This window comes from Bradyrhizobium sp. Leaf396, from assembly GCF_001424605.1.
GTDB classification, from domain to species: Bacteria; Pseudomonadota; Alphaproteobacteria; order Rhizobiales; family Xanthobacteraceae; genus Bradyrhizobium; species Bradyrhizobium japonicum_C.
Genome location: NZ_LMQJ01000015.1, coordinates 26233 through 47702 on the forward strand (window position 1 = coordinate 26233; position 21470 = coordinate 47702).

At 65.4% G+C, this 21470-nt stretch carries 18 protein-coding genes; 12 read left to right on the forward strand and 6 right to left on the reverse strand.

Features of this window, described 5'->3' with window-relative positions; genetic code table 11:
* Positions 1-203: 203 nt before the first annotated feature.
* A complete protein-coding gene (locus ASG57_RS16875; protein ID WP_024342244.1) occupies positions 204-1124 on the reverse strand; it encodes a LysR substrate-binding domain-containing protein in 921 nt (306 codons plus the stop codon).
* Between the two features lie 125 nt (positions 1125-1249).
* Here ASG57_RS16875 and ASG57_RS16880 point away from each other — a divergent pair, with 125 nt between their 5' ends.
* From ASG57_RS16880 to mdlC, 4 genes are all read left to right on the forward strand, one after another.
* Complete coding sequence (locus ASG57_RS16880) at positions 1250-2419, forward strand: acyl-CoA dehydrogenase family protein (RefSeq protein WP_024342243.1); 1170 nt, start codon at positions 1250-1252, stop codon at positions 2417-2419.
* A 9-nt stretch (positions 2420-2428) separates the two neighbouring features.
* Positions 2429-3532: a CaiB/BaiF CoA transferase family protein gene (locus tag ASG57_RS16885; protein ID WP_024342242.1), complete on the forward strand. Its 1104-nt coding sequence runs from the start codon at positions 2429-2431 to the stop codon at positions 3530-3532.
* 15 nt (positions 3533-3547) lie between these two features.
* Entirely contained in the window at positions 3548-4399 is an 852-nt protein-coding gene (locus ASG57_RS16890; protein WP_024342241.1) for an HTD2 family dehydratase, read from the forward strand.
* 138 nt (positions 4400-4537) lie between these two features.
* Entirely contained in the window at positions 4538-6160 is a 1623-nt protein-coding gene (gene mdlC, locus ASG57_RS16895) for a benzoylformate decarboxylase (protein ID WP_024342240.1), read from the forward strand.
* 106 nt (positions 6161-6266) lie between these two features.
* Here mdlC and ASG57_RS16900 read toward each other — a convergent pair whose 3' ends face one another.
* Entirely contained in the window at positions 6267-7043 is a 777-nt protein-coding gene (locus tag ASG57_RS16900) for an SDR family NAD(P)-dependent oxidoreductase (protein WP_024342239.1), read from the reverse strand.
* 75 nt (positions 7044-7118) lie between these two features.
* Between ASG57_RS16900 and ASG57_RS16905 the strand changes: the two genes are divergently transcribed.
* Positions 7119-7574, forward strand: coding sequence for a MarR family winged helix-turn-helix transcriptional regulator (locus tag ASG57_RS16905; protein ID WP_029674498.1), 456 nt, complete (start codon positions 7119-7121; stop codon positions 7572-7574).
* Between the two features lie 84 nt (positions 7575-7658).
* On the opposite strand, the gene ASG57_RS16910 is transcribed toward ASG57_RS16905, so the two are convergent.
* Together ASG57_RS16910 and trhA are read right to left on the reverse strand one after the other, a co-directional pair.
* Positions 7659-8453 (reverse strand): SDR family oxidoreductase, encoded by a 795-nt coding sequence (locus tag ASG57_RS16910; RefSeq protein ID WP_024342238.1) that lies wholly within the window; start codon positions 8451-8453, stop codon positions 7659-7661.
* A gap of 58 nt (positions 8454-8511) precedes the next feature.
* A complete protein-coding gene (gene trhA / locus ASG57_RS16915; protein ID WP_024342237.1) occupies positions 8512-9207 on the reverse strand; it encodes a PAQR family membrane homeostasis protein TrhA in 696 nt (231 codons plus the stop codon).
* A gap of 177 nt (positions 9208-9384) precedes the next feature.
* On the opposite strand from trhA, the gene ASG57_RS16920 reads away from it, so the two are divergent.
* Together ASG57_RS16920 and ASG57_RS16925 are read left to right on the forward strand one after the other, a co-directional pair.
* Positions 9385-10854 carry a YcjX family GTP-binding protein gene (locus ASG57_RS16920; protein ID WP_024342236.1) on the forward strand — a complete coding sequence of 490 codons (1470 nt, stop codon included), beginning with the start codon at positions 9385-9387 and terminating at the stop codon, positions 10852-10854.
* On the forward strand, positions 10851-11879 hold the full coding sequence (locus ASG57_RS16925) for a YcjF family protein (protein ID WP_024342235.1): 1029 nt from the start codon (positions 10851-10853) through the stop codon (positions 11877-11879). Before ASG57_RS16920 ends, ASG57_RS16925 begins: the two co-directional genes overlap by 4 nt.
* A gap of 10 nt (positions 11880-11889) precedes the next feature.
* Here ASG57_RS16925 and ASG57_RS16930 read toward each other — a convergent pair whose 3' ends face one another.
* Positions 11890-13503 (reverse strand): glycosyltransferase family 39 protein, encoded by a 1614-nt coding sequence (locus ASG57_RS16930; protein ID WP_156402719.1) that lies wholly within the window; start codon positions 13501-13503, stop codon positions 11890-11892.
* A gap of 286 nt (positions 13504-13789) precedes the next feature.
* Here ASG57_RS16930 and ASG57_RS16935 point away from each other — a divergent pair, with 286 nt between their 5' ends.
* The 4 genes from ASG57_RS16935 to ASG57_RS16950 all read left to right on the forward strand — a co-directional run bounded on the left by ASG57_RS16935 (position 13790) and on the right by ASG57_RS16950 (position 17677).
* Positions 13790-15520: an adenylate/guanylate cyclase domain-containing protein gene (locus ASG57_RS16935; RefSeq protein ID WP_024342233.1), complete on the forward strand. Its 1731-nt coding sequence runs from the start codon at positions 13790-13792 to the stop codon at positions 15518-15520.
* Between the two features lie 229 nt (positions 15521-15749).
* Positions 15750-16949, forward strand: a complete 1200-nt coding sequence (sorA, locus tag ASG57_RS16940) for a SorA family sulfite dehydrogenase catalytic subunit (protein WP_024342232.1) — start codon at positions 15750-15752, stop codon at positions 16947-16949.
* Positions 16950-16960: 11 nt separating this feature from the next.
* Positions 16961-17269 carry a SorB family sulfite dehydrogenase c-type cytochrome subunit gene (sorB, locus tag ASG57_RS16945; protein WP_024342231.1) on the forward strand — a complete coding sequence of 103 codons (309 nt, stop codon included), beginning with the start codon at positions 16961-16963 and terminating at the stop codon, positions 17267-17269.
* A 207-nt stretch (positions 17270-17476) separates the two neighbouring features.
* The gene (locus ASG57_RS16950) at positions 17477-17677 is read left to right on the forward strand and encodes a cold-shock protein (RefSeq protein WP_008563500.1); all 201 of its coding nucleotides are present in this window, start codon (positions 17477-17479) and stop codon (positions 17675-17677) included.
* Between the two features lie 173 nt (positions 17678-17850).
* Here the strand turns inward: ASG57_RS16950 and ASG57_RS16955 are convergent, their stop codons facing one another.
* Positions 17851-18312 carry an Lrp/AsnC ligand binding domain-containing protein gene (locus ASG57_RS16955; protein ID WP_024342230.1) on the reverse strand — a complete coding sequence of 154 codons (462 nt, stop codon included), beginning with the start codon at positions 18310-18312 and terminating at the stop codon, positions 17851-17853.
* A gap of 114 nt (positions 18313-18426) precedes the next feature.
* Here ASG57_RS16955 and putA point away from each other — a divergent pair, with 114 nt between their 5' ends.
* Positions 18427-21426: a bifunctional proline dehydrogenase/L-glutamate gamma-semialdehyde dehydrogenase PutA gene (gene putA / locus ASG57_RS16960; RefSeq protein WP_024342229.1), complete on the forward strand. Its 3000-nt coding sequence runs from the start codon at positions 18427-18429 to the stop codon at positions 21424-21426.
* Positions 21427-21470: the final 44 nt, after the last annotated feature.

Consider the following 21470-nt stretch of genomic DNA (forward strand, 5'->3'; position numbering starts at 1 on the left):
GAGGAGCTCTTGCGACGAAGCAATCCAGACTTCCTCCGCGGAGAGATTCCTGGATTGCTTCGCTGCGTTGGCAATGACGGGGCCCACCTGTACGTCACCTTGGCTGCCGCAGACGCCGCAGCCCCCAGCTATAAAATTCCGGCATGACAGGTCGCGCCAGATGCGAAGGCAATGCGGCGCCCGACTGTTCTACGACACGACATCTAACTCAGTTTGATGTCCCACACGCCTTCCTTGCGGCAGGCGGCGACCTCTTCGCGCAGGAGCGCGGTGATCGCGAGAGAGGCCGTCGAGACCGGCCGGTCGATCGGAGAAGCGAAAATGAGCTCGCGCGACATCGGCTTCGACACTGCCGTCGTCTCCAGCCGCCCGTCGGCGACCTCGCCATGAACCGACGACGGCGGCAGCAGCGCGAAGCCGAGGCCCTCCTCGACCAGGCTGGTCAGCACGCGGAACGAATCCGCCTCGAGCTGGACGTTGAGCTTGATCTTGCGCTGGGCGGCCGCGTGCTCGATCAGTGCGCGGAGGCCGTGGGAATGAGAGGGCAACACCAGGCGCTGGCGCAACAGCCAGCCGATGTCGACGCTGCTCTTGCGCGCCAGCCCACAGCCGCGCGGGCCAACCGCAACGATGTTGTCGCGCCCCAGGCTCTGCACATTGAGATGCAGATCGGCCGAGCGGCCGTAGAGGATGGCGAGATCCATCTCGCCGCGGTGCAGCCACTCGACGAGGTGGCCGCTGTAGCTCTCGACGATACGCAGCGAAATGCCTGGAAATTTCTCGACGCAGCGCCGCGCAAAGCGCGCCGAGAGCACGCAGCTCACCGTCGGAACAAGGCCCAGCACGACCTGGCCCGAGGGCGGGCCCTTGGCCGACTGGATGTCGTCGCGGATCTGATCGATCTGCCGCACGATGCCGGAGGTGCGCGCCAGCAGGAGCCGGCCGGCCTCGGTCAGCACCATGCCGCGGCCGTTGCGGGTGAACAGCTCGGTGCGCAGCTCATGCTCGAGAAGCTTGATCTGCCGGCTCAGCGCCGGCTGCGCCACGCGCAACGTGTCCGACGCCTTGGAGAGGCTGCCGAGCTCCGCCACGCAACTGAACGTCCTGAGCTGCCGGAAATCCATGCTTGCCAATCCTGGAAGGCTACTCCATACGCTATAGCAAATGAGCATAGGGGGCTGGCGTTGTTTTCACAACGGCGGGGGATTGGCCGGCGCTATCTTAACTGCCGCTATCGATTGGAAACGCCATGAGTCAAGAACACCACACCGAAGACTACGCCGACATCCGCGACGCCGTCGCAAAGCTGTGCGCGCAGTTCCCCGGCGAATATTGGCGCAAGCTCGATCGCGAGATGGCCTATCCGAAGGCGTTCGTGGATGCGTTGACTGAAGCCGGCTATCTCTCGGTGTTGATCCCCGAGGAATTTGGCGGCGCGGGCCTGAAGCTTTCCGCAGCTGCGGCGATCCTGGAAGAGATCCAGCGCGCGGGCTGCAACGGCGGCGGCTGCCACGCCCAGATGTACACGATGGGCACGGTGCTGCGGCACGGCAATGCCGAGCAGAAGGCAAAATACTTGCCGAAGATCGCGAGCGGCGAACTGCGGCTGCAGGCCTTCGGCGTGACCGAGCCGACCAGCGGCACCGACACGTCCTCGCTGAAGACATTCGCGCGCAAGGACGGCAACGACAGCTACATCGTCAACGGCCAAAAGATCTGGACCAGCCGCGCCGAGCATTCCGACCTCATGATCCTGCTCGCGCGGACCACGCCCAAGGAGCAGGTCAAGAAGCGCACGGACGGCCTGTCGGTGTTCATCGTCGACATGCGTGAGGCCAAGAACAATGGCCTCGAGATCCGCCCGATCCGCACCATGATGAACCACGCCACGACGGAAGTGTTCTTTACGGACATGAAGGTGCCGGCGGAGAATCTGATCGGCGAGGAAGGCAAGGGCTTTCGCTACATCCTCTCCGGCATGAATGCCGAACGCATCCTTATCGCCGCCGAATGCGTCGGCGACGCCAAATGGTTCATCGCCAAGGCGACGAACTATGCCAAGGAGCGCAGCGTTTTCGGCCGGCCGATTGGACAGAACCAGGGCATTCAGTTCCCGATTGCCAAGGCCTATGCTTCGATGCGGGCGGCCGAGCTGATGGTGAAGGAAGCCACGCGCAAATACGAGGCCGGGCTCGACTGCGGCGCCGAGGCCAACATGGCCAAGATGCTGGCTGCCGATGCCTCCTGGGAAGCGGCCAATGCCTGCATCCAGACCCATGGCGGCTTTGGATTCGCCGAGGAATACGACGTCGAGCGCAAATTCCGCGAGACGCGGCTCTACCAGGTAGCGCCGATCTCGACCAACCTCGTGCTCTCCTTCGTCGCCGAGCACGTGCTCGGCATGCCGCGCTCGTACTGAGGTCACGCCATGGGAGCACTTGACGGGATCAGGGTGATCGCGGTCGAGCAGGCGGTGGCGGCGCCGTTCTGCTCCTCACGCCTGGCCGATGCCGGCGCGGAGGTGATCAAGATCGAGCGGCCCGAGGGCGATTTCGCCCGCGGCTATGACGCGGCGGCCAAGGGCCAGAGCAGCTACTTCGTGTGGCTCAACCGCGGCAAACAATCCGCCGTGGTCGATCTCACCACGAAGGAAGGCCGTGCCGAGCTGGAGAAGCTGATCTCAAGCGCGGACGTGCTGATCCAGAACCTCAAGCCCGGCTCGATGGACAAGCTCGGCTTCTCCCGCGAACGGTTGCTGAAGGATTATCCAAAGCTGATCTCGTGCACCATCACCGGTTATGGCGATGAGGGCCCCTACGCGCACCGCAAGGCCTATGACCTGCTGATCCAGGCCGAGAGCGGCCTCGCCTCGATCACCGGCAACCCCGACGGCGCCTCGCGGGTCGGCATGTCGATCGTCGATGTGGCGACCGGCGCCACCGCGCACGCGGCGATCCTGGAGGCGCTGATCGCACGCGGGCGCACCGGCAAGGGCGCCGACATCCGCATCTCCATGTTCGACGTAATGGCGGACTGGTGCACCGTGCCGCTGCTCAACTCGGAAGCCGGCAATCCGCCCAAGCGCATGGGCCTGCGCCATCCCTCGATCGCGCCCTACGGCGTGTTCACCTCCAAGGACGGCAAGGACATCTTGATATCGATCCAGAGCGAGCGCGAGTGGAAGACGCTCTGCGCGAAGGTGCTGGACCAGCCGGATCTGCCTGCCGATCCGCGCGTCGCCAACATGGTCGAGCGCGTGCGCAACCGCGATTTCACCGACAAGACGGTTGCGGACGCTTTCGCCAGGATGACGCGCGACGAGCTGCTGAAGCGGCTGTCGGACGCCGACATCGCCTTTGCCGAGGTCAACACCATGGAAGACCTCACCAAGCATCCGCATCTGCGCCGCATCGAGGTCGATACGCCGAACGGGCGCGTCAGCTATCCCGCGCCCGCACCGATCATCGTCGGCGAGACGCGCAGCTATGGCCCGGTACCCGCCATCGGCGAAAATCCAAAGTCCAAGAAGTAACAAGAGCGAGGCATCATGACCGAGAAGCTCGACATCGATCATCTCAGGCAATGGATCGGCCGCAGCACGGAGGCGACCGATATCGTCACCGCGCAGCTCGTGAAGGGTCTCCGCGCGACGTTGTTCCAGGAGGTCGGCGAGCCCAAGGCGGGCGACGCCGCGCCGTTCACGGTGCATTGGTGCCTGGCGCAACCGGTGTTTCCGATGTCGATGCTCGGTCCTGACGGCCACCCGACCCGCGGCGGCTTCCTGCCGCCGGTGCCGCTGCCGCGCCGGATGTGGGCTGGCGGCGAGATCGAATTCCTGCAGCCGCTCTGCGTCGGCGATGAATCGACCCGGACCTCGCGAATCGCCGATGTGCAGGTCAAATCAGGCTCGACCGGCACGTTGTGCTTCGTCTCGGTCGAGCACAGCATCTCCTCGCCGCGTGGCACCGCGATCCGCGAACGGCAGGACATCGTTTACCGCGAAATGACGGGTACGCAGGCGGCTCCCGCAAAGGCCCCGCCTCCGGCGCCGAAGGCGCAGCACCGCGAGACCCATGTGTCGGACCCCGTGTTGCTGTTCCGCTACTCGGCGCTGACGTTCAACGGCCACCGCATCCATTACGACCGCGACTACGTCACCAAGGTCGAAGGCTATCCGGGACTGATCTTCCACGGGCCGCTGCAGGCGGCGCTGATCATCGAGATGGCGGCCAAACTTCACGGCGGCAAGGCGCCGAAGAAGTTCACCTACCGCGGACTCCAGCCGCTGTTCGAGGGCACGGAGTTCTCCGTCAACGCCAACGAGATCGAGGCGGGCATGGAGCTGTGGACGGCCAACGCGGAGGGGCAGCCGACGATGAAGGGCACGGCGGTGTGGTGATGTCTCTCCTCGTCATTGCGAGGAGCGAAGCGACGAAGCAATCAGACTGCCTCTGCGGAGAGATTCTGGATTGCTTCGCTTCGCTCGCAATGACGGGCGGGGCTGGTAGCGCGGCAATAAACGACAGGGACGGAAACCATGGCCAAGAACGGCAAGAGCGGCAGCAAGTCCGTCACCGTCAAGCAGGCGACGCTCGACCTGCTGCGCTCCTTCCGCATCGACAAGGTGTTCGGCAATCCCGGTTCGACCGAACTGCCGTTCCTGAGCGACTGGCCTGATGACATCGACTATGTGCTGGCGCTGCAGGAGGCCAGCGCGGTCGGCATGGCCGACGGATACGCGCAGGCGACGCGCAATGCCGGCTTCGTGAACCTGCATTCGGCGGCCGGCGTCGGCAATGCGCTCGGCAACATCTACACCGCGCACCGCAACCAGACGCCGCTCGTGATCACCGCGGGCCAGCAGGCGCGCTCGATCCTGCCTTTGCAGGCGTTCCTCTATGCCGAGCGCGCCTCGGAGTTTCCGCGGCCCTATGTCAAATACAGCGTCGAACCGGCGCGGCCCGAGGACGTGCCGGCCGCGATCGCGCGGGCCTATTACACCGCGATGCAGCCGCCGTGCGGGCCGACCTTCGTGTCGATCCCGGTCGACGACTGGGCGCATGCCTGCGCACCGGTCGAGGTGCGCAAGGTCAGCCGCGAGATCGGGCCCGAGCCGGAGGCGATGCAGGCGCTGGTGAAGGCACTGACGTCAAGCAAGCATCCTGCCCTCGTCGTCGGCCCCGGCGTCGACCGCGCGGGCGCGGTCGATCTGATGGTGCGCGTGGCTGAGAAGGCCAAGGCGAGCGTCTGGGTCAGCCCGTTCTCGGCGCGCTGCTCGTTCCCCGAGCGGCATCCGCAGTTTGCGGGCTTCCTGCACGCGTCCCCCGCGCAGCTGTCCGATGCGCTGCGCGAGCACGATCTCGTCGTCGTCATCGGCGCGCCGGTGTTCACCTTCCATGTCGAGGGCCATGCCGCGATCTTCGATGGCGGCGCAGCCATCTTCCAGATCACCGACGATTCCGACGCCGCGGCGGTGACGCCCGTCGGCACCAGCATCATCGCGACGATGAAGCCGGCGCTTTCGATGCTGCTCGACCTTTTGCCGGAGAGCAAGCGCGCCATGCCGAAGGGCCGCGCGCTGCCTGCGGCGCCACAGGCCGCCGATCCGCTGCCGGTGGAATTCCTGCTGCATTCGCTATCGCATGCGATGCCGGATGGCGCTTCACTCGTCGAGGAAGTGCCCTCGCACCGGCCGGCGATGCAAAAATTCATGCCGATGCCCGGCCAGGACAGTTTCTACACCATGGCAAGCGGCGGCCTCGGCTACTCCCTGCCCGCCGCGGTCGGCATGGCGCTCGGCAAGCCGAAGCAACGCACGGTGTGCCTGATCGGCGACGGCTCGGCGATGTATTCGATCCAGGCACTGTGGACCGCGGCGCAGCGCAAGCTGCCGCTGACCGTCGTCGTCATCAACAATTCCGGCTACGGCGCGATGCGCTCCTTCAGCCAGGTGATGCAGGTGCGCAACGTGCCCGGGCTGGAATTACCGGGAATCGACTTCGTGCGGCTCGCGGAGGGCGTGGGGTGCCACGCGGTGCGGGTGACCAAGGCGGCGGAACTGGGCGAAGCCCTGAAGCGCAGCTTGGCGCATGAGGGCACGAGCCTTGTCGAGGTCGTCGTGGATTCGGCGGTGCCTGTGCTGTACGGGCAGAAGCATTGAGGCGCGCGTAGTCCGGACGGCGCGAAAGCGCAATCCGGGAATCGCGCCACAAGCGGGTCGGCCCGGATTGCGCTCCGCTCCATCCGGGCTACGACGCCACGGCGAACTACGACGCCAAGAATCCCCCGTCCGCCGCCAGCACGTGCCCGACGACGTACGACGACGCATCCGACGACAGCCACACCACGGCCTCCGCAACTTCCTCCGGGCTCCCCATCCGCCGCAGCGGAAGGCCGGCGCTGACGGTCGCGATGTCGCCGACACCGGCGCGCAGCATCATGTCGGTGACGACGCGGCCCGGCGCGATGGCGTTGATGCGGATGCCGCGCGGGGCGTTCTCCAGCGCGGCCGAGCGCGTCAGCGAGATCGCGGCGGCCTTCGAGGCCGAGTAGAGCGAGAAGCCGGGATTGGGATTGCGCATGCCGCTGACGGAGGCGTTGACGACGATGCTGCCGCGGCCCTGCGCCAGCATCGCGGGCAGCTGGTGACGCAGGCACAGGAACAGCGCGCGGACATTGGTGTCGAACACGTTATCGTAAATCTCGGTGCCCTGCTCTTCCAGCGGCGCGCGGCGCTCCTGGAAGCCGGCATTGTTGAAGGCGACGTCGAGCCGACCGCAGCGCTCGATGGCTGTGCCGACGAGTCGCGCGACCTCGTCCTCGCGCGTGATGTCGGTCTGAAGCGCGATCGCGTCCGTGCCGAGCTCACGGCACGAAGTCGCGGTGGCCTCGATCTCGGCCGCGCGCCGGCCGGCGACCAGGATCGCCTCGGCGCCTTCGGATGCCATCCGCAGCGCGGTGGCACGGCCGATGCCGCTTCCGCCGCCAGTGATCAGGCAGACCTTGCCTCTCATCCGCATCCCGGTCGGCAAAGCTTCGCTCATGACTCACTCCAAGACGCTTGCGCGCGCCGTTGCACGCCTATAGTTGTATGATACAACTATATGCCGGGAGTCAAGATGGCCGAGCTTTCCTTGATCGACGACATCCGTGCCGCCTCGCGCCTGATGGTGCGCGAGCTCGGCTTCATGGATGCGACGGTCGCGGCGTCGGATTATCCGCCCTCGGCGGTCCACACGATCCTGGAGATCGGCATCCGCGGTCCGATGACATCGGGCGAGCTCGGCGATTTCCTGCGGCTGGAGAAATCCAGCGTCAGCCGTCTGGTACGCAAGCTGATCGACTGCGGCGAATTGCGGGAGACGCCGGATGAGACGGATGCCCGCAGCAAGAAGTTGTCGCTGACGGCAAAGGGCCGCCGCACGCTCGAGGCGCTGCATGCGTTCGGCCGCCAGCAGGTGCGCGGCGCGCTGGCGGCGCTGACGCCGGCCGAGCAGCGCACGGTGCGCGAGGGCATGATGCTCTATGCGCGGGCACTGCGGGCGAGTCGGGTGGAGAGCGAGTCGGCTGCTTGACCACCGCTGTCGTTCCGCCTTCGCGGGGACGACAGCGAGTGTTTGGCGCAAATGTGCTTCAATCGCCCCGGGATGACCTAACGGTCACTTCCCGAACTCCTCCCGCATCTTGGCCTGGATCTTGGCCATGCCGCCGATCCAGCGGTCATAATTCTCGGTCTTCTTGCGCATGTAGCCGAGCACCTGCGGGTGCGGCAGGATCAGGAAGGTTTCCTGCTCGAGGCCGGCGAGCACGTCTTTCGCCACCTGTTCCGGCGTCAGGTCGCCGTCGCCGGATTGCGGTCCCTTGGGGATCGAGCGCAGCATGTTGGTGTCGACGCCCTGCGGACACAGGATCGAGACCTTGATGTTGTGGGCCTTGTGCGAGATTGCGAGATTTTCGGCAAAGCCGACCGCGGCGTGCTTGGTGGTGGAATAAGCGGGGCTGCCAACCTGGGACAGCAGACCGGCGGCCGAGATGGTGTTGAGAAAATAGCCGCCGCCGCGCGCCCTCATGCGGGGGATGAGATGCCGCGCCGCGTAGACATGGGCCATGACGTGGATCGCCCAGCTGCGCTGCCAGGGCTCGTCCGAGGCGCCGCCGGCATTCTCCGACATCGGGTCGAAGCCGCCGCCGATGCCGGCATTGGAGCAGAACAGGTCGATGGGGCCGAACTGCCGTTCCGTCTCCTCGATGACGTGGACGATATCATTCTCCTGCGAGACGTCGCATTTGAAGGCAGCGCCATCGACCATGGCCGCGACGGCTCTCGCATTGGCGGCGTCCAAGTCCGCGACGACGACCTTGGCGGCGCCCGCATTGTGAAAGGCCTCGCACAGCGCCTTGCCGATCCCGTTTGCGCCACCCGTGACGACCACGACCTTGCCGGTCACCTGCATGCGACGTCTCCCCCTTTGCGGCTTCGGACCGCGTCTCTTATTCCGTCTCGCGGCTTGCTCAGCTCAACACGAGGTCGAGCACCGCGGTATAATGGCATGCCGCGCCGGCCAAGACAAAGCCGTGCCAGATTGCATTCTGGAAACGCAGCCGGCGCCAGGCGTGGAAGATCACGCCGAAACTGTAGAGCAGGCCGCCCGCCAGGATGAAGCCAAGCACCAGCGACGGCAGCGCCTTGACGACCGGGCCGTAGATCATGACACCGCTCCAGCCCATCGCGAGGTAGATGCCGACCGAGACGCGATCGAACCGGCCGGGATAGAACAGCTTCAGCACGATGCCGAGGATGGCGACACACCAGACACCCGCGAGCAGCACCAGCGCGAACCCGCTGTCCTTCACCTCCAGGATGAAGGGGGTATAGGTCGCAGCGATCAGCAGATAGATCGCGGAATGGTCGAAGCGCCGTAGCAGCCACTTGGCGGGCGAGACCGGCCAGAGATTATAGGTCGCCGAAAACACCAGCATCGAGAGCAGGCCGGCAACGTAGATCGATACGCCGACGACGTCGGCTGCATCGGCATAGACTGCCGCCAGCACGACCAGCACGGTCGCGGCGATGATGCCGGCGAGGACACCGATCGCATGGATGACTCCGTCGGCAATGAGTTCGGCGCGATCGTAGTTCCAGCCGATCACGTCCGCGGCGGCGTGGACGGAGCTGGATGCGAATTGTTTCAGCTGGAAGACGGTCATGGCAATCCGTTAACGTGAGGCAGCACTCTTCTATGGGTGTTTCGGGATCGGCGCGTCGTTCAAGCGGCTGACTTGCCGACAAAGGCGGTGGAAGTATGAAGCTTGATTTTCCTCATGCAATTGCCACTTTTGTGAACAGCCGCACGTTCCTCCCGCTTCAGATCCGTTAACGTTCATATGGCATTCAGTTTCCAGGATATCGTCGAAGAAGCGCGGCTGTCGGCGAGGGCCTTGATCGACTATGGCGAGCACTTCTTCAACCCGACGGTGCGGTTAGGCGTTACCGGCCTGTCGCGGGCCGGCAAGACCGTGTTCATCACCGCCCTGATCAACGGTCTCACGCGGGGCGGCCGGTTTCCGGTGTTCGAGGCCTATGCCTCGGGCCGGATCGCGCGGGTGCATCTGGCGCCGCAGCCTGATGATGCCGTGCCGCGCTTCGCCTATGAGAGCCATCTGCACGCGCTGATCGAGGAGCGGCGCTGGCCGAGCTCGACGGTGGATATCAGCGAGCTCAGGCTCGTCATCGACTACCAGCGTCCGAACGGCGCCGACCGCACGCTGACGCTGGACATCGTCGATTATCCCGGCGAATGGCTGCTCGACCTGCCGTTGCTGCAGAAGAGCTACGAACAATGGTCGGCGGAGAGTCTTGCGCTGTCGCGCGAGGCACCGCGCGCGCATCTCGCGACCGAGTGGCACGCCCATCTCGCGACGCTCAAGCCTGAAGCGCGCGAGGATGAACACGCGACGCTGACCGCCGCAAAGCTCTTCACCGATTATCTGCGCGCCTGCCGCGACGAGCGATTTGCGATGAGCCTGTTGCCGCCCGGCCGTTTCCTGATGCCCGGCAATCTCGCAGGCTCACCCGCGCTGACCTTTGCGCCGCTCGATTTGCCCGCTGGCGGACAGGCACTGGACGGATCGCTGTGGGCCATGATGGTGCGGCGCTTCGAGGCCTACAAGGACGTCGTGGTGCGGCCGTTCTTCCGCGACCATTTCGCGCGCCTCGATCGCCAGATCGTGCTGGCCGATGCCCTCGCCGCCTTCAATTCCGGGCCCGAGGCGCTGCACGATCTCGAAGCTGCACTCGCCGGCATTCTCGATTGCTTCAACATCGGCCGCAGCACCTTGCTCACCAGCCTGTTCCGACCGCGCATCGACCGCATCCTGTTCGCGGCAACCAAGGCGGACCACCTCCATCACTCAAGCCATGACCGGCTCGAGGCCGTGCTACGCCGCGCCGTCTCTCGCGCCGTTGCGCGCGCGGAAGATACCGGGGCGGAGATCGACGTCGTCGCGCTCGCTGCCGTCCGCGCCACCCGCGAGGCGCAGGTGGCGCATGGCCGCGACAGACTGCCGTCGATCCTGGGAACGCCGGCTGCGGGCGAGAGCGCGGGCGGCGAGTTCTTCGACGGCAACACCGAGGTTGCGACGTTTCCCGGCGATCTGCCCGTCGATCCCGAGCCGCTGTTCAACGGCACGGACGCGTTCCGCGGCCTCTCGACGCAGGCCGCCGGCAAGAGCGACTTCCGCTTCCTGCGCTTCCGCCCGCCCAAGCTCGCACGCGAAGGCACTAGCGAGCCGACGCTGCCACACATCCGCCTCGACCGTGCCTTGCAGTTCCTGATCGGAGACAAGCTCGCATGAATGATCGATCCCAGCAGCGGCGGCCGGCGACATTCCGGCTCGACGATCCCGCCGTCGTCGTCGCCGAAGCCGACGAGACGGGACGGCTCGGTCGCGGCACGATCCAGATCACGCCGGAGCATGATCCGGCGATGCTACCGGTGCCGATCGAGGCCGCGCTGACCGCGCGACGCCGTTTTCCCTGGGGAACCCTGTTCTGGTCCGGTCTCGCCGGGCTGACGCTGCTTGGCGTGGGGCTGGGCGTGGTCCATCTGATCGAGGATTTGTTTGCGCGCAGCGAAACGCTCGGCTTCGTCGGCCTCGCCTTCGCTTTCGTCACCGCGCTTGCACTTGCCGTCGTGATCGGACGCGAGGCATTTGGGCTGGCACGGCTTGCGACGATCGAGAAGTTGCATCAGCGCGCAGCGGCCGTGCTCGCCAGCGACGACCGCAAGGAGAGCCGAGTCATCGTGCAGGACCTGCTCCAGATCGCGCATCAGAATCCGCAACTCGCGCGCGCCCGCGCCACGCTGGAGAGCCACGCCGGCGAGATCATCGATGGCGCCGACATGATCCGCCTTGCCGAGCGCGAGTTGATGTCGCCGCTGGATGCCGAGGCACGGCGGCTGGTGTCGTCGGCCGCGCAGAAAGTGTCGATCGTCACTGCGGTAAGCCCGCGCGCCGCGATCGACGTGCTGTTCGTGTTCGTCGCCGCGCTGCGCCTGATCCGCCAGCTCGCCTACCTCTATGGCGGCCGCCCCGGCGCGCTCGGCATGATCCGCCTGCTCCGCCACGTCATCGCCCATCTCGCCATCACCGGCGGCATGGCCGCGAGCGACAGCCTGGTGCAGCAGATGCTCGGCCACGGCATCGCGGCAAAGCTGTCGCAACGGCTGGGAGAAGGCGTGCTCAACGGACTGCTGACGGCCCGGCTGGGCCTCGCCGCGATCGACGTCACGAGGCCGCTGCCGTTTGCGGCATTGCCGGCGCCGAAGCTGTCGGATCTGGCGACGGATCTGCTGCGCAAGAAGGACGGGGAGGAGTAGTGGCTCCTCCTTACGCTCCCCTGGAGGGGGACGAAGAGCCGCGCAGATCTCGCGCCGAATTGCCTGCCAATACCTTCCACCGGAACAACGGCGAGTCCTTCGGCGGGGACAGCTCCGGGGTCCAGCCGGTCAGCTTTTCGATCACATAGGTATCCATCACGAGGCCGCGCCAGCGGCGTTCGACCCTGCCGAGCAGCTGGCGCTTCGCCGGGATATGTTCCCACACCGACGATCGATCATCCGGCTCGCGCCCTACGTAAATTCCCGCCTCGCCTCTGATCTTGTCCATGCCGGGATCGCGGAAATCCTGGAAACGGCCGCGCTCGTTGAGCTCGATCACCGGCACGCGACCGCGGAACAGCCAGCGCATCATGGCGTAGGTGCGGTAGTCCGTGGTGGCGATCCAGCGGGCACCCATTTCGTCGAGTGCGGCCTGCGCGCGTGCAGCGACCTGCTCGTAGCCGGCCTCCGCTCCGATCGGATCGATCTTGCCGAGGAGATTCCAGGGCGCGGCGACATAATAGAGGAACACGATGACGACGAAGGCGATGCCCGAGACGATTGCGGTCTTGACCCAGAACAGCGACGAGTGGAGCATCCGGGCCGACCATCCCTCCTTCCTCATCAGCACAAGGTTCACGGCCGCCGCGGCAAAGCCGACCGGCCACATGAACATCGGCCAGGTGTCGCCAACACGAAGCGTCAGCGACTTGAAGAAGAAATAAAGAAACGGCACCAGCACCGCGGTCGAGAGCAGGATGGCGACAGGCTCGCGCTTGCGATAGCCGCGCCATGCCGTCATGACCAATCCCGTCAGCACCACCGGCAGCATGACGAAACCGACGAGGCCGAATTGCAGGCCGATGTAATCGCCGATGGTGCGCGGCGAGATGCCGTAATTGGCGGTGGCGCGCACGCCCTGGAACCGGAACGAGGCCCAGTCATGCTGCGCGTTCCAGATCAGCACCGGCGAGAACACCGCTATCGCGACCAGCACGGCAAGATAAGGGTAAGGGCTGCGCAGCCAACGCCAGCGCCACTCCGGCACCAGCAGAAAGGCGGCCACCGCTGGCGCAAACATGATCGCGGTGAATTTCGACAACATCGCCAGGCCCGCAAACAGCCCGGCGGCGAGCCACCAGCGGCCGTCGCCGCCTTGCGTCAGCCGCACCAGCGACCACATCATCGCGACCGCAAAAGGGATCATCGCGACATCGGGCGCGACCTTGGCCATCAGCAGGCCATAATAGAGCGCAGCTTCCGGCATCAGCACCGCGAACATGATCGCGCGCGCATCATGCGTGAGGCGGCGGACGATGTCGGCGAGCAGAAGCTGCGTCACCAGCATCGCGACGATGCCGCCGAAGCGGACGCCGAGCGTGGTGTCGCCGAAGATTGCTGTGCCGAAGCGAATGAGCCAGGCGATGCCGGGTGGATGATCGAGGAAGCTGAGCGCCGTCTCCTTGGACCAGGTCCAGTAATAAGCCTCGTCGGTGCGCAGCTCGATCGCGGAGGCGTAGACGATGCGCAGCACGGTCATCGCGGCGATGACGAACGTCGCAACAAGGATAAGCCGGCGTTCGGCGCCGTCGGGCTTCTCAGAGATGTCGGGCGCGATCGTCACGGCCGCGCTTTTCCCCGACTTGGGAAGGGGAGTCAATGTGAAGCAAGCTCTCTCCAGGACCCACACAGGGAGGGATCGGCGGTCAGTCCGAGTTACCGGCCCGCCACAAACATCTCAATGTGGCTCTGAGTCCCGGATCGGAGCGCCCGGGGGCGCGCTGGCCCGGGCCGGTGGATTGATGGCTCCTCCTTGTTGGCTCCTGGGGGGTATGACCTCACAGCCTGTCCACATCGGAAATTGAGCGCCAGGCTGGCCGTTCTCGTTCGTGAACTGATACAAACACGTCATGGCCACCGCTGCTGCACCCATGTCCGAACTCGTCCGCGCCACCGGCGCGCGGCAGGTGCGGCTCGTCTGCGGTGTCATCCTGTTCGCATACGTGGTCAGCCACTTCCTCAACCATGCGCTCGGCAACATCTCCGTCGAAGCCATGGAGGCCGGGGTCTACTATCATACGCTCTTTTGGCAGTTCCTCCCCGTCTCGATCATCTTTTACACGGCCGCACTCAGCCATATGGGGCTCGGCATCTATGCGCTGTACCAGCGTCGACAGTTTCGCTGGCGAACGATCGAGCCGCTCCAGCTGGTCCTGGGGTTGAGCATCCCCGCTTTGGTCATGGGGCATGTGATCGGGGTGCGGCTCGGCTACACGCTGTACGATCATCAGAAGCTCTATCCGCAGGAGCTTTATCTGTTCTTCGTTGCCGCGCCCGGCCGGCTCTGGCAGATGACCATCCTGCTTCTCATCGCTTGGGTGCACGGCTGCATCGGAATCTATTTCTGGCTCCGCCTCAAGCCGTTCTTCCCACGCGCAGCGCCCTATCTTCTTGCGACTGCCGTGCTGATCCCGACGCTGTCGCTGCTCGGCATCTATCAGGGTGGCCGCAGCATCGAGATCGAGAGCGACGATCGAGACTGGCGCGCGCAAAATCTCGGCCGCCGTCAGGTCGGCACCGTCGCGGAAAACAACGCGCTCGACCGTATCGCCGGTGGTCTCAACGCAGGCTATTTCGGACTGCTGGGACTCGTGCTGGTGGCGCGCGGCGTGCGCGCCTGGCGCGAACGGCGTGGCGGCATGATCGCGTTGTCCTACGGCAACGGCAAGACAGTGCGCGTTCCCAAGGGTCTCTCCGTGCTGGAAGCAAGCCTGCGCCACAACGTGCCGCATGCCAGCGTCTGCGGCGGACGCGCCCGCTGCTCGACCTGCCGCATCCGCGTCATCGGCGATCACGACGCCCTGCCTACACCGTCACAGCGCGAAGCCTTCGTGCTCACCCGCGTCGGCACGGCAGATCCCTCGATCAGGCTGGCCTGCCAGTTGCGGCCGACGTCCGACCTCTCCTTCTTCCAGCTCTTCGCACCTCACACTCATTCGACCGACGAGGCCTCGACATCAGCCAGTATCGGCCAGGAGCGCTATCTCGTCAGCCTGTTCGTGGACATGCGCGGCTCGACCCAGCTTGCGGAAAAGCGACTGCCGTTCGACACCGTCTTCATCGTCAACCGCTTCCTCGGCGCGGTGTCGCAGGCCGTGATCGAAAACGGCGGCCAGCCGAACCAGTTCGTCGGCGACGGCATGCTGGCGCTGTTCGGGCTCTCGGCCGATCCGCAAACGGCCTGCCGACAGGCGCTGAAGGCGGCGTCCGGCATTGGAGTGCATATCGACGAGCTCAACGACCTCCTGAGCCACGATCTGCGAGAGCCGATCCGCTTCGGCATCGGCATTCACGGCGGCGAGGTCATCATCGGAGACATCGGGTATCGCGATCACGTCGTCTTCACGGCGCTCGGCGATGCCGTCAACGTCGCCGCCCGCCTGCAGGAGATGACCAAGGGGCTGGCTTGTGAGGCCGTTGTCTCGGAAGAAGTGCGCGACAACGCCGGCCTTGCCGAAGACGCCCTGCCACAGCAGGAGGTCGCGATCCGCGGCCGCGACGAGCCGCTTGCCGTGCGCGTGGTGGCGAATGCGAGACAGTTGGCCGCGCTGGTCGATCGAAGCGAGCGCGTTGCTGCTTAAGGCAACCGGGCGACGCGCTCCTCTCCCGCTCGCGGGAGAGGTGAAACGCACGCCCGCTGACGCAGCTCGGCTCAATCTGCTACAGGCGTAACACCGGCCTGCTGTAACGCAGCGGCATGGGCTCGCTGCGAAAGCGCGAATTGACTTCACGCAAATGGTTGCGACAGATGCGCGCAGGGATCGTGGTGACGACCATGGGCCCAACGAAAAGCTCCGGGAGGAGAAAAGCATGTTCGATCGACGCGACCTGCTCAAGGGAGCAGGTCTTGCCGCGATGGCGGCCGCACTGAATTCCACCAAAGCGTTGGCGCTCGACACCGTCACGCTGCCCTTCGCCAATGGCGAGCGGCCGCTGGTGAAGTATCCGCAGAAGCGGCCGATGATCGGCCTCACCAGCCGTCCGCCGCAGCTCGAGACGCCGTTTGCGGTGTTTAACGAGGGTCCGATCACGCCCAACAATGCGTTCTTCGTGCGCTATCACCTCTCCGACCTGCCCTACAATCTCGATCCCGACAAGTTCACGCTCGAGGTCAAGGGCAAGGTCAACAAGCCGCTGAAATTGTCGCTGAAAGACATCAGGAAGATGAAGGCGACCGAGATCGTCGCCGTCAATCAGTGCTCCGGCAACAGCCGCGGCTTCGTCGAGCCGAGGGTCGCTGGTGGGCAACTCGCCAACGGCGCCATGGGCTGTGCGCGCTGGCGCGGCGTACCGTTGAAGGCGGTGCTGGAAATGGCGGGCGTGCAGGCCGGTGCCAGGCAGGTCACCTTCAACGGCATGGACGGCCCGGTCAGCGACAAGACGCCCGACTTCGTCAAGGCGCTCGATCTCGATCATGCCACCGACGGCGAGGTGATGCTGGCCTATGGCATGAACGGCGAGGATCTGCCGTTCCTCAACGGCTTCCCGCTGCGCCTGATCGTGCCCGGCTATTACGGCACCTACTGGGTCAAGCACCTCAACGAGATCACGGTCATCGACAACATCTATGACGGCTTCTGGATGAAGTCGGCCTATCGCATTCCCGATACGCCCAACAACGCGATCGAGCCCGGCACCGCGCCGAAGGCGACGATTCCGATCAACCGTTTCACCATCCGCTCCTTCATCACCAGCGTCCCCGACGGTGCCAAGCTGAAGGCCGGCCGCACGACCCTGCGCGGCATCGCCTTCGACGGCGGCAAGGGCATCAAGGAGGTCCAGGTCTCCACCGACGGCGGCAAGACCTGGGCCGGCGCCAAGCTCGGCAAGGATCTCGGCAAATACGCGTTCCGCGAATGGAAGCTGCCGGTGAAGCTCACGGCCGGCAGCCACGAGTTCAAGGTCCGCGCCACCGGCACTGGCGGCGAGACCCAGCCGGATATGCCCCGATGGAACCCGGCGGGTTATCTGCGCAACGTCGTCGAAACCGTCCGCGTCACCGTAGCCTGAAGAGAATGATCATGCAGCCCGCCGTTCTCCTGACCATTCCCCTCGCGCTTGCCCTCGCGGTGGGGGCGGCACTTGCAGCGCCGATCAATTACAAGACCCCGGACGAGGTCGCGGCCTTCAAGCCCGGCCCCAGTCTCGAAGTCGTGCAGGGCAATTGCAGCGCCTGCCATTCGTCCGACTACATCGCCACGCAACCGCCGATGAAGGACAAGAAGGCCTTCTGGCAGGCCGAGGTGACCAAGATGATCAAGATCTACGGCGCGCCGATCGACGATGCCGACGTCGGCAAGATCGTCGACTACCTGGCCACGACCTATTGACGGAGCCCAAGACACGCGCAGTCAATCGACCGCGAAACGGGCAAAACCGGCAAAAACGCTGCGAAGTTGAGCGGAATTCGGCGAAATGCGGATGTGGTTTGAGCTACCAAGCCCGCCACATTCCGCGTATCCTGTTAGGACCGAACCGGCCGGTTGGCGGGGATTGGCGGTTCGAGATCTCGGAGGAAGACCCGCGGAGAAGTCGTGATGGCTAAAGGTACGGTCAAGTGGTTCAACCCGACGAAGGGTTATGGATTTATCCAGCCTGCGTCGGGTGGCAAGGATGTGTTCGTGCATATCTCGGCAGTGCAGAAGGCCGGTTTGTCCACGCTTAACGAAGGGCAGACGGTGGAATACGAAGAAATCGCAAACCGGGGCAAGACCTCCGCAGAGAACCTCAAAGTATAAGCCCGCGCCAGCCTTTGCTGCCTCCCGGATTTGTCCGGGAGCGGGGCCAAGAAGATTTCAGAAGACGGCCAGTGCATTCGACGACAGGCGTTGCGATTGCACGAGGATAGTTATTTTTTCCTGCGAAGACCGCTTGTTCAACGCCCAGCAATGACAATCGCGACGGCATTTCGTCAGCCCACCGGCAACGGTGCGTCGCGCTTGATCTCCTCCATCACCGCATAAGTCCGCGTCTCGCGCACGCCCGGCATCGACAGCAGGGTCTCGCCAAGAAAGCGTCGATAGGCGGCCATGTCCGCCAGCCGCGCCTTCACAAGATAGTCGAAGCCGCCGGCAACCATGTGACACTCCAGAACTTCAGGTGCGAGCTTCACGGCGCGGGCAAACCGCTCGAAATTGTCGGGCGTGGTCTTGTCCAGCAGCACCTCGACGAACACCAGAAGACCGAGGCCAAGCCGGTGCGGGTTCAGCCGGGCGCCATAGCCTTCGACAAAGCCCTCGCGCTGCAAACGCTTCAGCCGCTCGCCGATCGACGTCGGCGACAGCCCGATGCGCTCGGCCAGCTCGACATTGGCAATGCGTCCATCCTCCTGCAAAATCGAGAGGATTCTCCGGTCAATTCGGTCTAGACCCATATTTTATAAGGCCATTTCGCGTTTCAAATCAATTTTCTAAGGCAATACCTCAAAATTGTCTATCGAACTACGGGAGCGGGCGTCTTATCCTGGATTGCAGCCACGGGACACGTCATGCCGAATACCCCCCCGCCCTTCTCCGCTCCCTACGCCCCCGATGACGCCGAGATCGCAGCAAAGCTCCTGCCGGCCTCGCAGCCAGCCCCCGCGCTGGAGGCGCGGATCGACCGCACCGCGACGCGGCTGATCGAGGCGATCCGCAAGCGCGACGATCGGCTCGGCGGGGTGGAGGACATGCTGCGGGAGTTCGCGCTCTCGACCAAGGAGGGGCTTGCGCTGATGGTGCTGGCGGAAGCGCTGCTGCGCGTGCCGGATGCGCAGACCGCGGACCAGTTCATCGAGGACAAGCTCGGCGAGGGCGATTTCATCCATCACGAAACCAAGTCCACGGCGTTCCTGGTCAACGCCTCGGCCTGGGCGCTCGGACTGTCGGCGCGGGTGATCCAGCCGGGCGAGACGCCCGACGGCACCATCGGCCGCCTCGTCAAGCGGCTCGGTGCGCCCGCGGTGCGCACCGCCACGCGGCAGGCGATGCGGCTGATGGGGAATCATTTCGTGCTCGGCGAGACCATCGAGCAGGCGCTGGAGCGGGGCCGTCCGCGCTCCGGGCAGAAGCCGCGCTATTCCTTCGACATGCTCGGCGAAGGCGCGCGCACGGCTGCCGACGCAACGCGCTATTTCGATGCCTACGCCAGCGCGATCGACACGATCGGCAAGGCCGCCGGCAACCATCCCCTGCCCGACCGGCCCGGCATCTCGGTCAAGCTCTCGGCGTTGCATCCGCGCTTCGAGGCGATCAGCCGGAACCGCGTGATGATCGAGCTGGTGCCCCTGCTGCTGGACCTCGCCCGGCGGGCCAAGGCGCACGACCTCAACTTCACCGTCGATGCCGAGGAGGCCGACCGGCTGGAGCTGTCGCTCGACGTGATCGCGGTGACGCTCGCCGATCCGTCGCTCGCCGGCTGGGACGGATTTGGCCTCGCCATCCAAGCCTATCAGAAACGCGCCGGTGCGGTGATCGACTATGTCGACGAACTCGCGCGCGCGCATGACCGCAAGCTGATGGTGCGGCTCGTCAAGGGCGCCTATTGGGACACCGAGATCAAGCGCGCGCAGGAGCGCGGGCTCGACGGCTATCCCGTGTTCACGCGCAAGGCGATGACCGATCTCAACTACGTCGCCTGCGCGACGAAGCTGCTGGCCCTGCGGCCGCGCATCTTCCCGCAATTCGCCACCCACAACGCGCTGACGGTTGCGACCGTGCTCGAGCTCGCCGCGGGCAGCGGCGGCTTCGAGTTCCAACGCCTGCACGGCATGGGCGAAGCCCTCTACGAGCAACTGGCAACAGATTATCCTGACATCGCCTACCGCACCTATGCGCCTGTCGGTAGCCATCGCGATCTGCTCGCTTATCTCGTGCGGCGTCTCCTGGAAAATGGCGCGAACTCGTCCTTTGTGGCCCAGGCCGCCGATTATCGCGTCCCGGTCTCGGTGCTGCTGCAGCGCCCGGCGGACGCGATCGGCCGGCCGCAGGCGGCGGCCCATCCCAAGATTCCGCTGCCCGGCGATCTCTTCGCGCCGGAGCGGCGCAATTCGCGCGGTGTCGAATTTGGTGAGCGCGCCGCCCTCGATCGGCTGCTGGCCGATGTGAAGGCCGAGGTCGCCGACCTCGAGCCCGTCGTGGACGCAACGCCGGACCAGGCCAATGCGGCGGTGGCCGCAGCGCGCGCCGGCTTTGCCGCCTGGAGCCGAACCCCGGCAGCCGCGCGTGCGGCGGCGCTGCAGCGGGCCGCGCATCTGCTGGAAAGCCGTGGCGGTCATTTCATCGCGTTGCTCCAATGCGAGGGCGGCAAGACGCTCGACGATGCGCTCTCGGAACTGCGCGAAACCGTGGACTTCTGCCGCTATTATGCTGCGCAGGGCCGCAAGCTGTTCGGCGGCGAAATCGCCATGCCGGGTCCGACCGGCGAGAGCAACACGCTCGCAATGCGTGGGCGCGGCGTGTTCGTTGCAATCTCGCCGTGGAATTTTCCGCTGGCGATTTTCCTGGGGCAGGTCAGCGCGGCGCTGATGGCCGGCAACAGCGTCGTGGCAAAACCGGCCGAGCAGACGCCGCGCATCGCGCGCGAGGCGGTGGCGCTGCTGCACGAGGCCGGCATTCCCGAGAGCGCACTGCATCTCGTCCCCGGTGACGGCCGCATCGGAGGCCTGCTCACCGCACACCCCGAGGTCGCCGGTGTCGTCTTCACCGGCTCGACCGAGGTGGCCCGCAGCATCAACCGGACGCTCGCCGCGAAGAACGGGCCGATCGTTCCGCTAATCGCCGAGACCGGCGGCATCAACGCCATGATCGCGGATGCGACCGCACTGCCGGAGCAGGTCGCCGACGACGTCGTGACGTCCGCCTTCCGCTCCGCCGGCCAGCGCTGCTCGGCGCTGCGGCTCCTGTTCGTGCAGGAGGATGTCGCCGATCGCATGATCGAGATGATCGCGGGCGCCGCGCGCGAGTTGAAGATCGGCGATCCCTCCGACGTCGCAACCCATGTCGGCCCGGTGATCGACGAGGACGCCAAGCAGCGCCTCGATGCGCACATCGCGCGGATGAAGCGCGAGGCGCGGCTGCACTTCGCAGGCGAGGCACCGGACGGCTGCTTCGTCGCGCCGCACATTTTCGAGCTGGAGGACGCCGGCCAACTCACCGAGGAGGTCTTCGGCCCGATCCTGCATGTCGTCCGCTATCGCGCCGAGAACCTCGACCGTGCCTTGCAGGCGGTCGAGCGCACCGGCTACGGGCTCACGCTCGGCATCCATTCGCGCATCGACGACACGATCGAGGGCATCATCGACCGCGTCCAGGTCGGCAACGTCTACGTCAACCGCAACATGATCGGCGCGGTGGTCGGCGTGCAGCCGTTCGGGGGCCACGGCCTGTCCGGAACCGGCCCGAAGGCGGGAGGCCCGCATTACCTCGCACGCTTTGCCACCGAGCAGACCGTAACCATCAATACCGCGGCGGCCGGCGGCAATGCCGCGTTGCTTGCGGGAGAGGAGTGAGGCCCTGCGCCGGGCGCCGTTGCATCCCGCGGAAACATCGGTCT

Coding starts and splice junctions, on each gene's coding strand:
- ASG57_RS16875 (WP_024342244.1), bottom strand. CDS start 1,124: ATGGATTTCCGGCAGCTCAGGACGTTCAGTTGCGTGGCGGAGCTCGGC.
- ASG57_RS16880 (WP_024342243.1), top strand. CDS start 1,250: ATGAGTCAAGAACACCACACCGAAGACTACGCCGACATCCGCGACGCC.
- ASG57_RS16885 (WP_024342242.1), top strand. CDS start 2,429: ATGGGAGCACTTGACGGGATCAGGGTGATCGCGGTCGAGCAGGCGGTG.
- ASG57_RS16890 (WP_024342241.1), top strand. CDS start 3,548: ATGACCGAGAAGCTCGACATCGATCATCTCAGGCAATGGATCGGCCGC.
- mdlC (WP_024342240.1), top strand. CDS start 4,538: ATGGCCAAGAACGGCAAGAGCGGCAGCAAGTCCGTCACCGTCAAGCAG.
- ASG57_RS16900 (WP_024342239.1), bottom strand. CDS start 7,043: ATGAGCGAAGCTTTGCCGACCGGGATGCGGATGAGAGGCAAGGTCTGC.
- ASG57_RS16905 (WP_029674498.1), top strand. CDS start 7,119: ATGGCCGAGCTTTCCTTGATCGACGACATCCGTGCCGCCTCGCGCCTG.
- ASG57_RS16910 (WP_024342238.1), bottom strand. CDS start 8,453: ATGCAGGTGACCGGCAAGGTCGTGGTCGTCACGGGTGGCGCAAACGGG.
- trhA (WP_024342237.1), bottom strand. CDS start 9,207: ATGACCGTCTTCCAGCTGAAACAATTCGCATCCAGCTCCGTCCACGCC.
- ASG57_RS16920 (WP_024342236.1), top strand. CDS start 9,385: ATGGCATTCAGTTTCCAGGATATCGTCGAAGAAGCGCGGCTGTCGGCG.
- ASG57_RS16925 (WP_024342235.1), top strand. CDS start 10,851: ATGAATGATCGATCCCAGCAGCGGCGGCCGGCGACATTCCGGCTCGAC.
- ASG57_RS16935 (WP_024342233.1), top strand. CDS start 13,790: ATGGCCACCGCTGCTGCACCCATGTCCGAACTCGTCCGCGCCACCGGC.
- sorA (WP_024342232.1), top strand. CDS start 15,750: ATGTTCGATCGACGCGACCTGCTCAAGGGAGCAGGTCTTGCCGCGATG.
- sorB (WP_024342231.1), top strand. CDS start 16,961: ATGCAGCCCGCCGTTCTCCTGACCATTCCCCTCGCGCTTGCCCTCGCG.
- ASG57_RS16950 (WP_008563500.1), top strand. CDS start 17,477: ATGGCTAAAGGTACGGTCAAGTGGTTCAACCCGACGAAGGGTTATGGA.
- ASG57_RS16955 (WP_024342230.1), bottom strand. CDS start 18,312: ATGGGTCTAGACCGAATTGACCGGAGAATCCTCTCGATTTTGCAGGAG.
- putA (WP_024342229.1), top strand. CDS start 18,427: ATGCCGAATACCCCCCCGCCCTTCTCCGCTCCCTACGCCCCCGATGAC.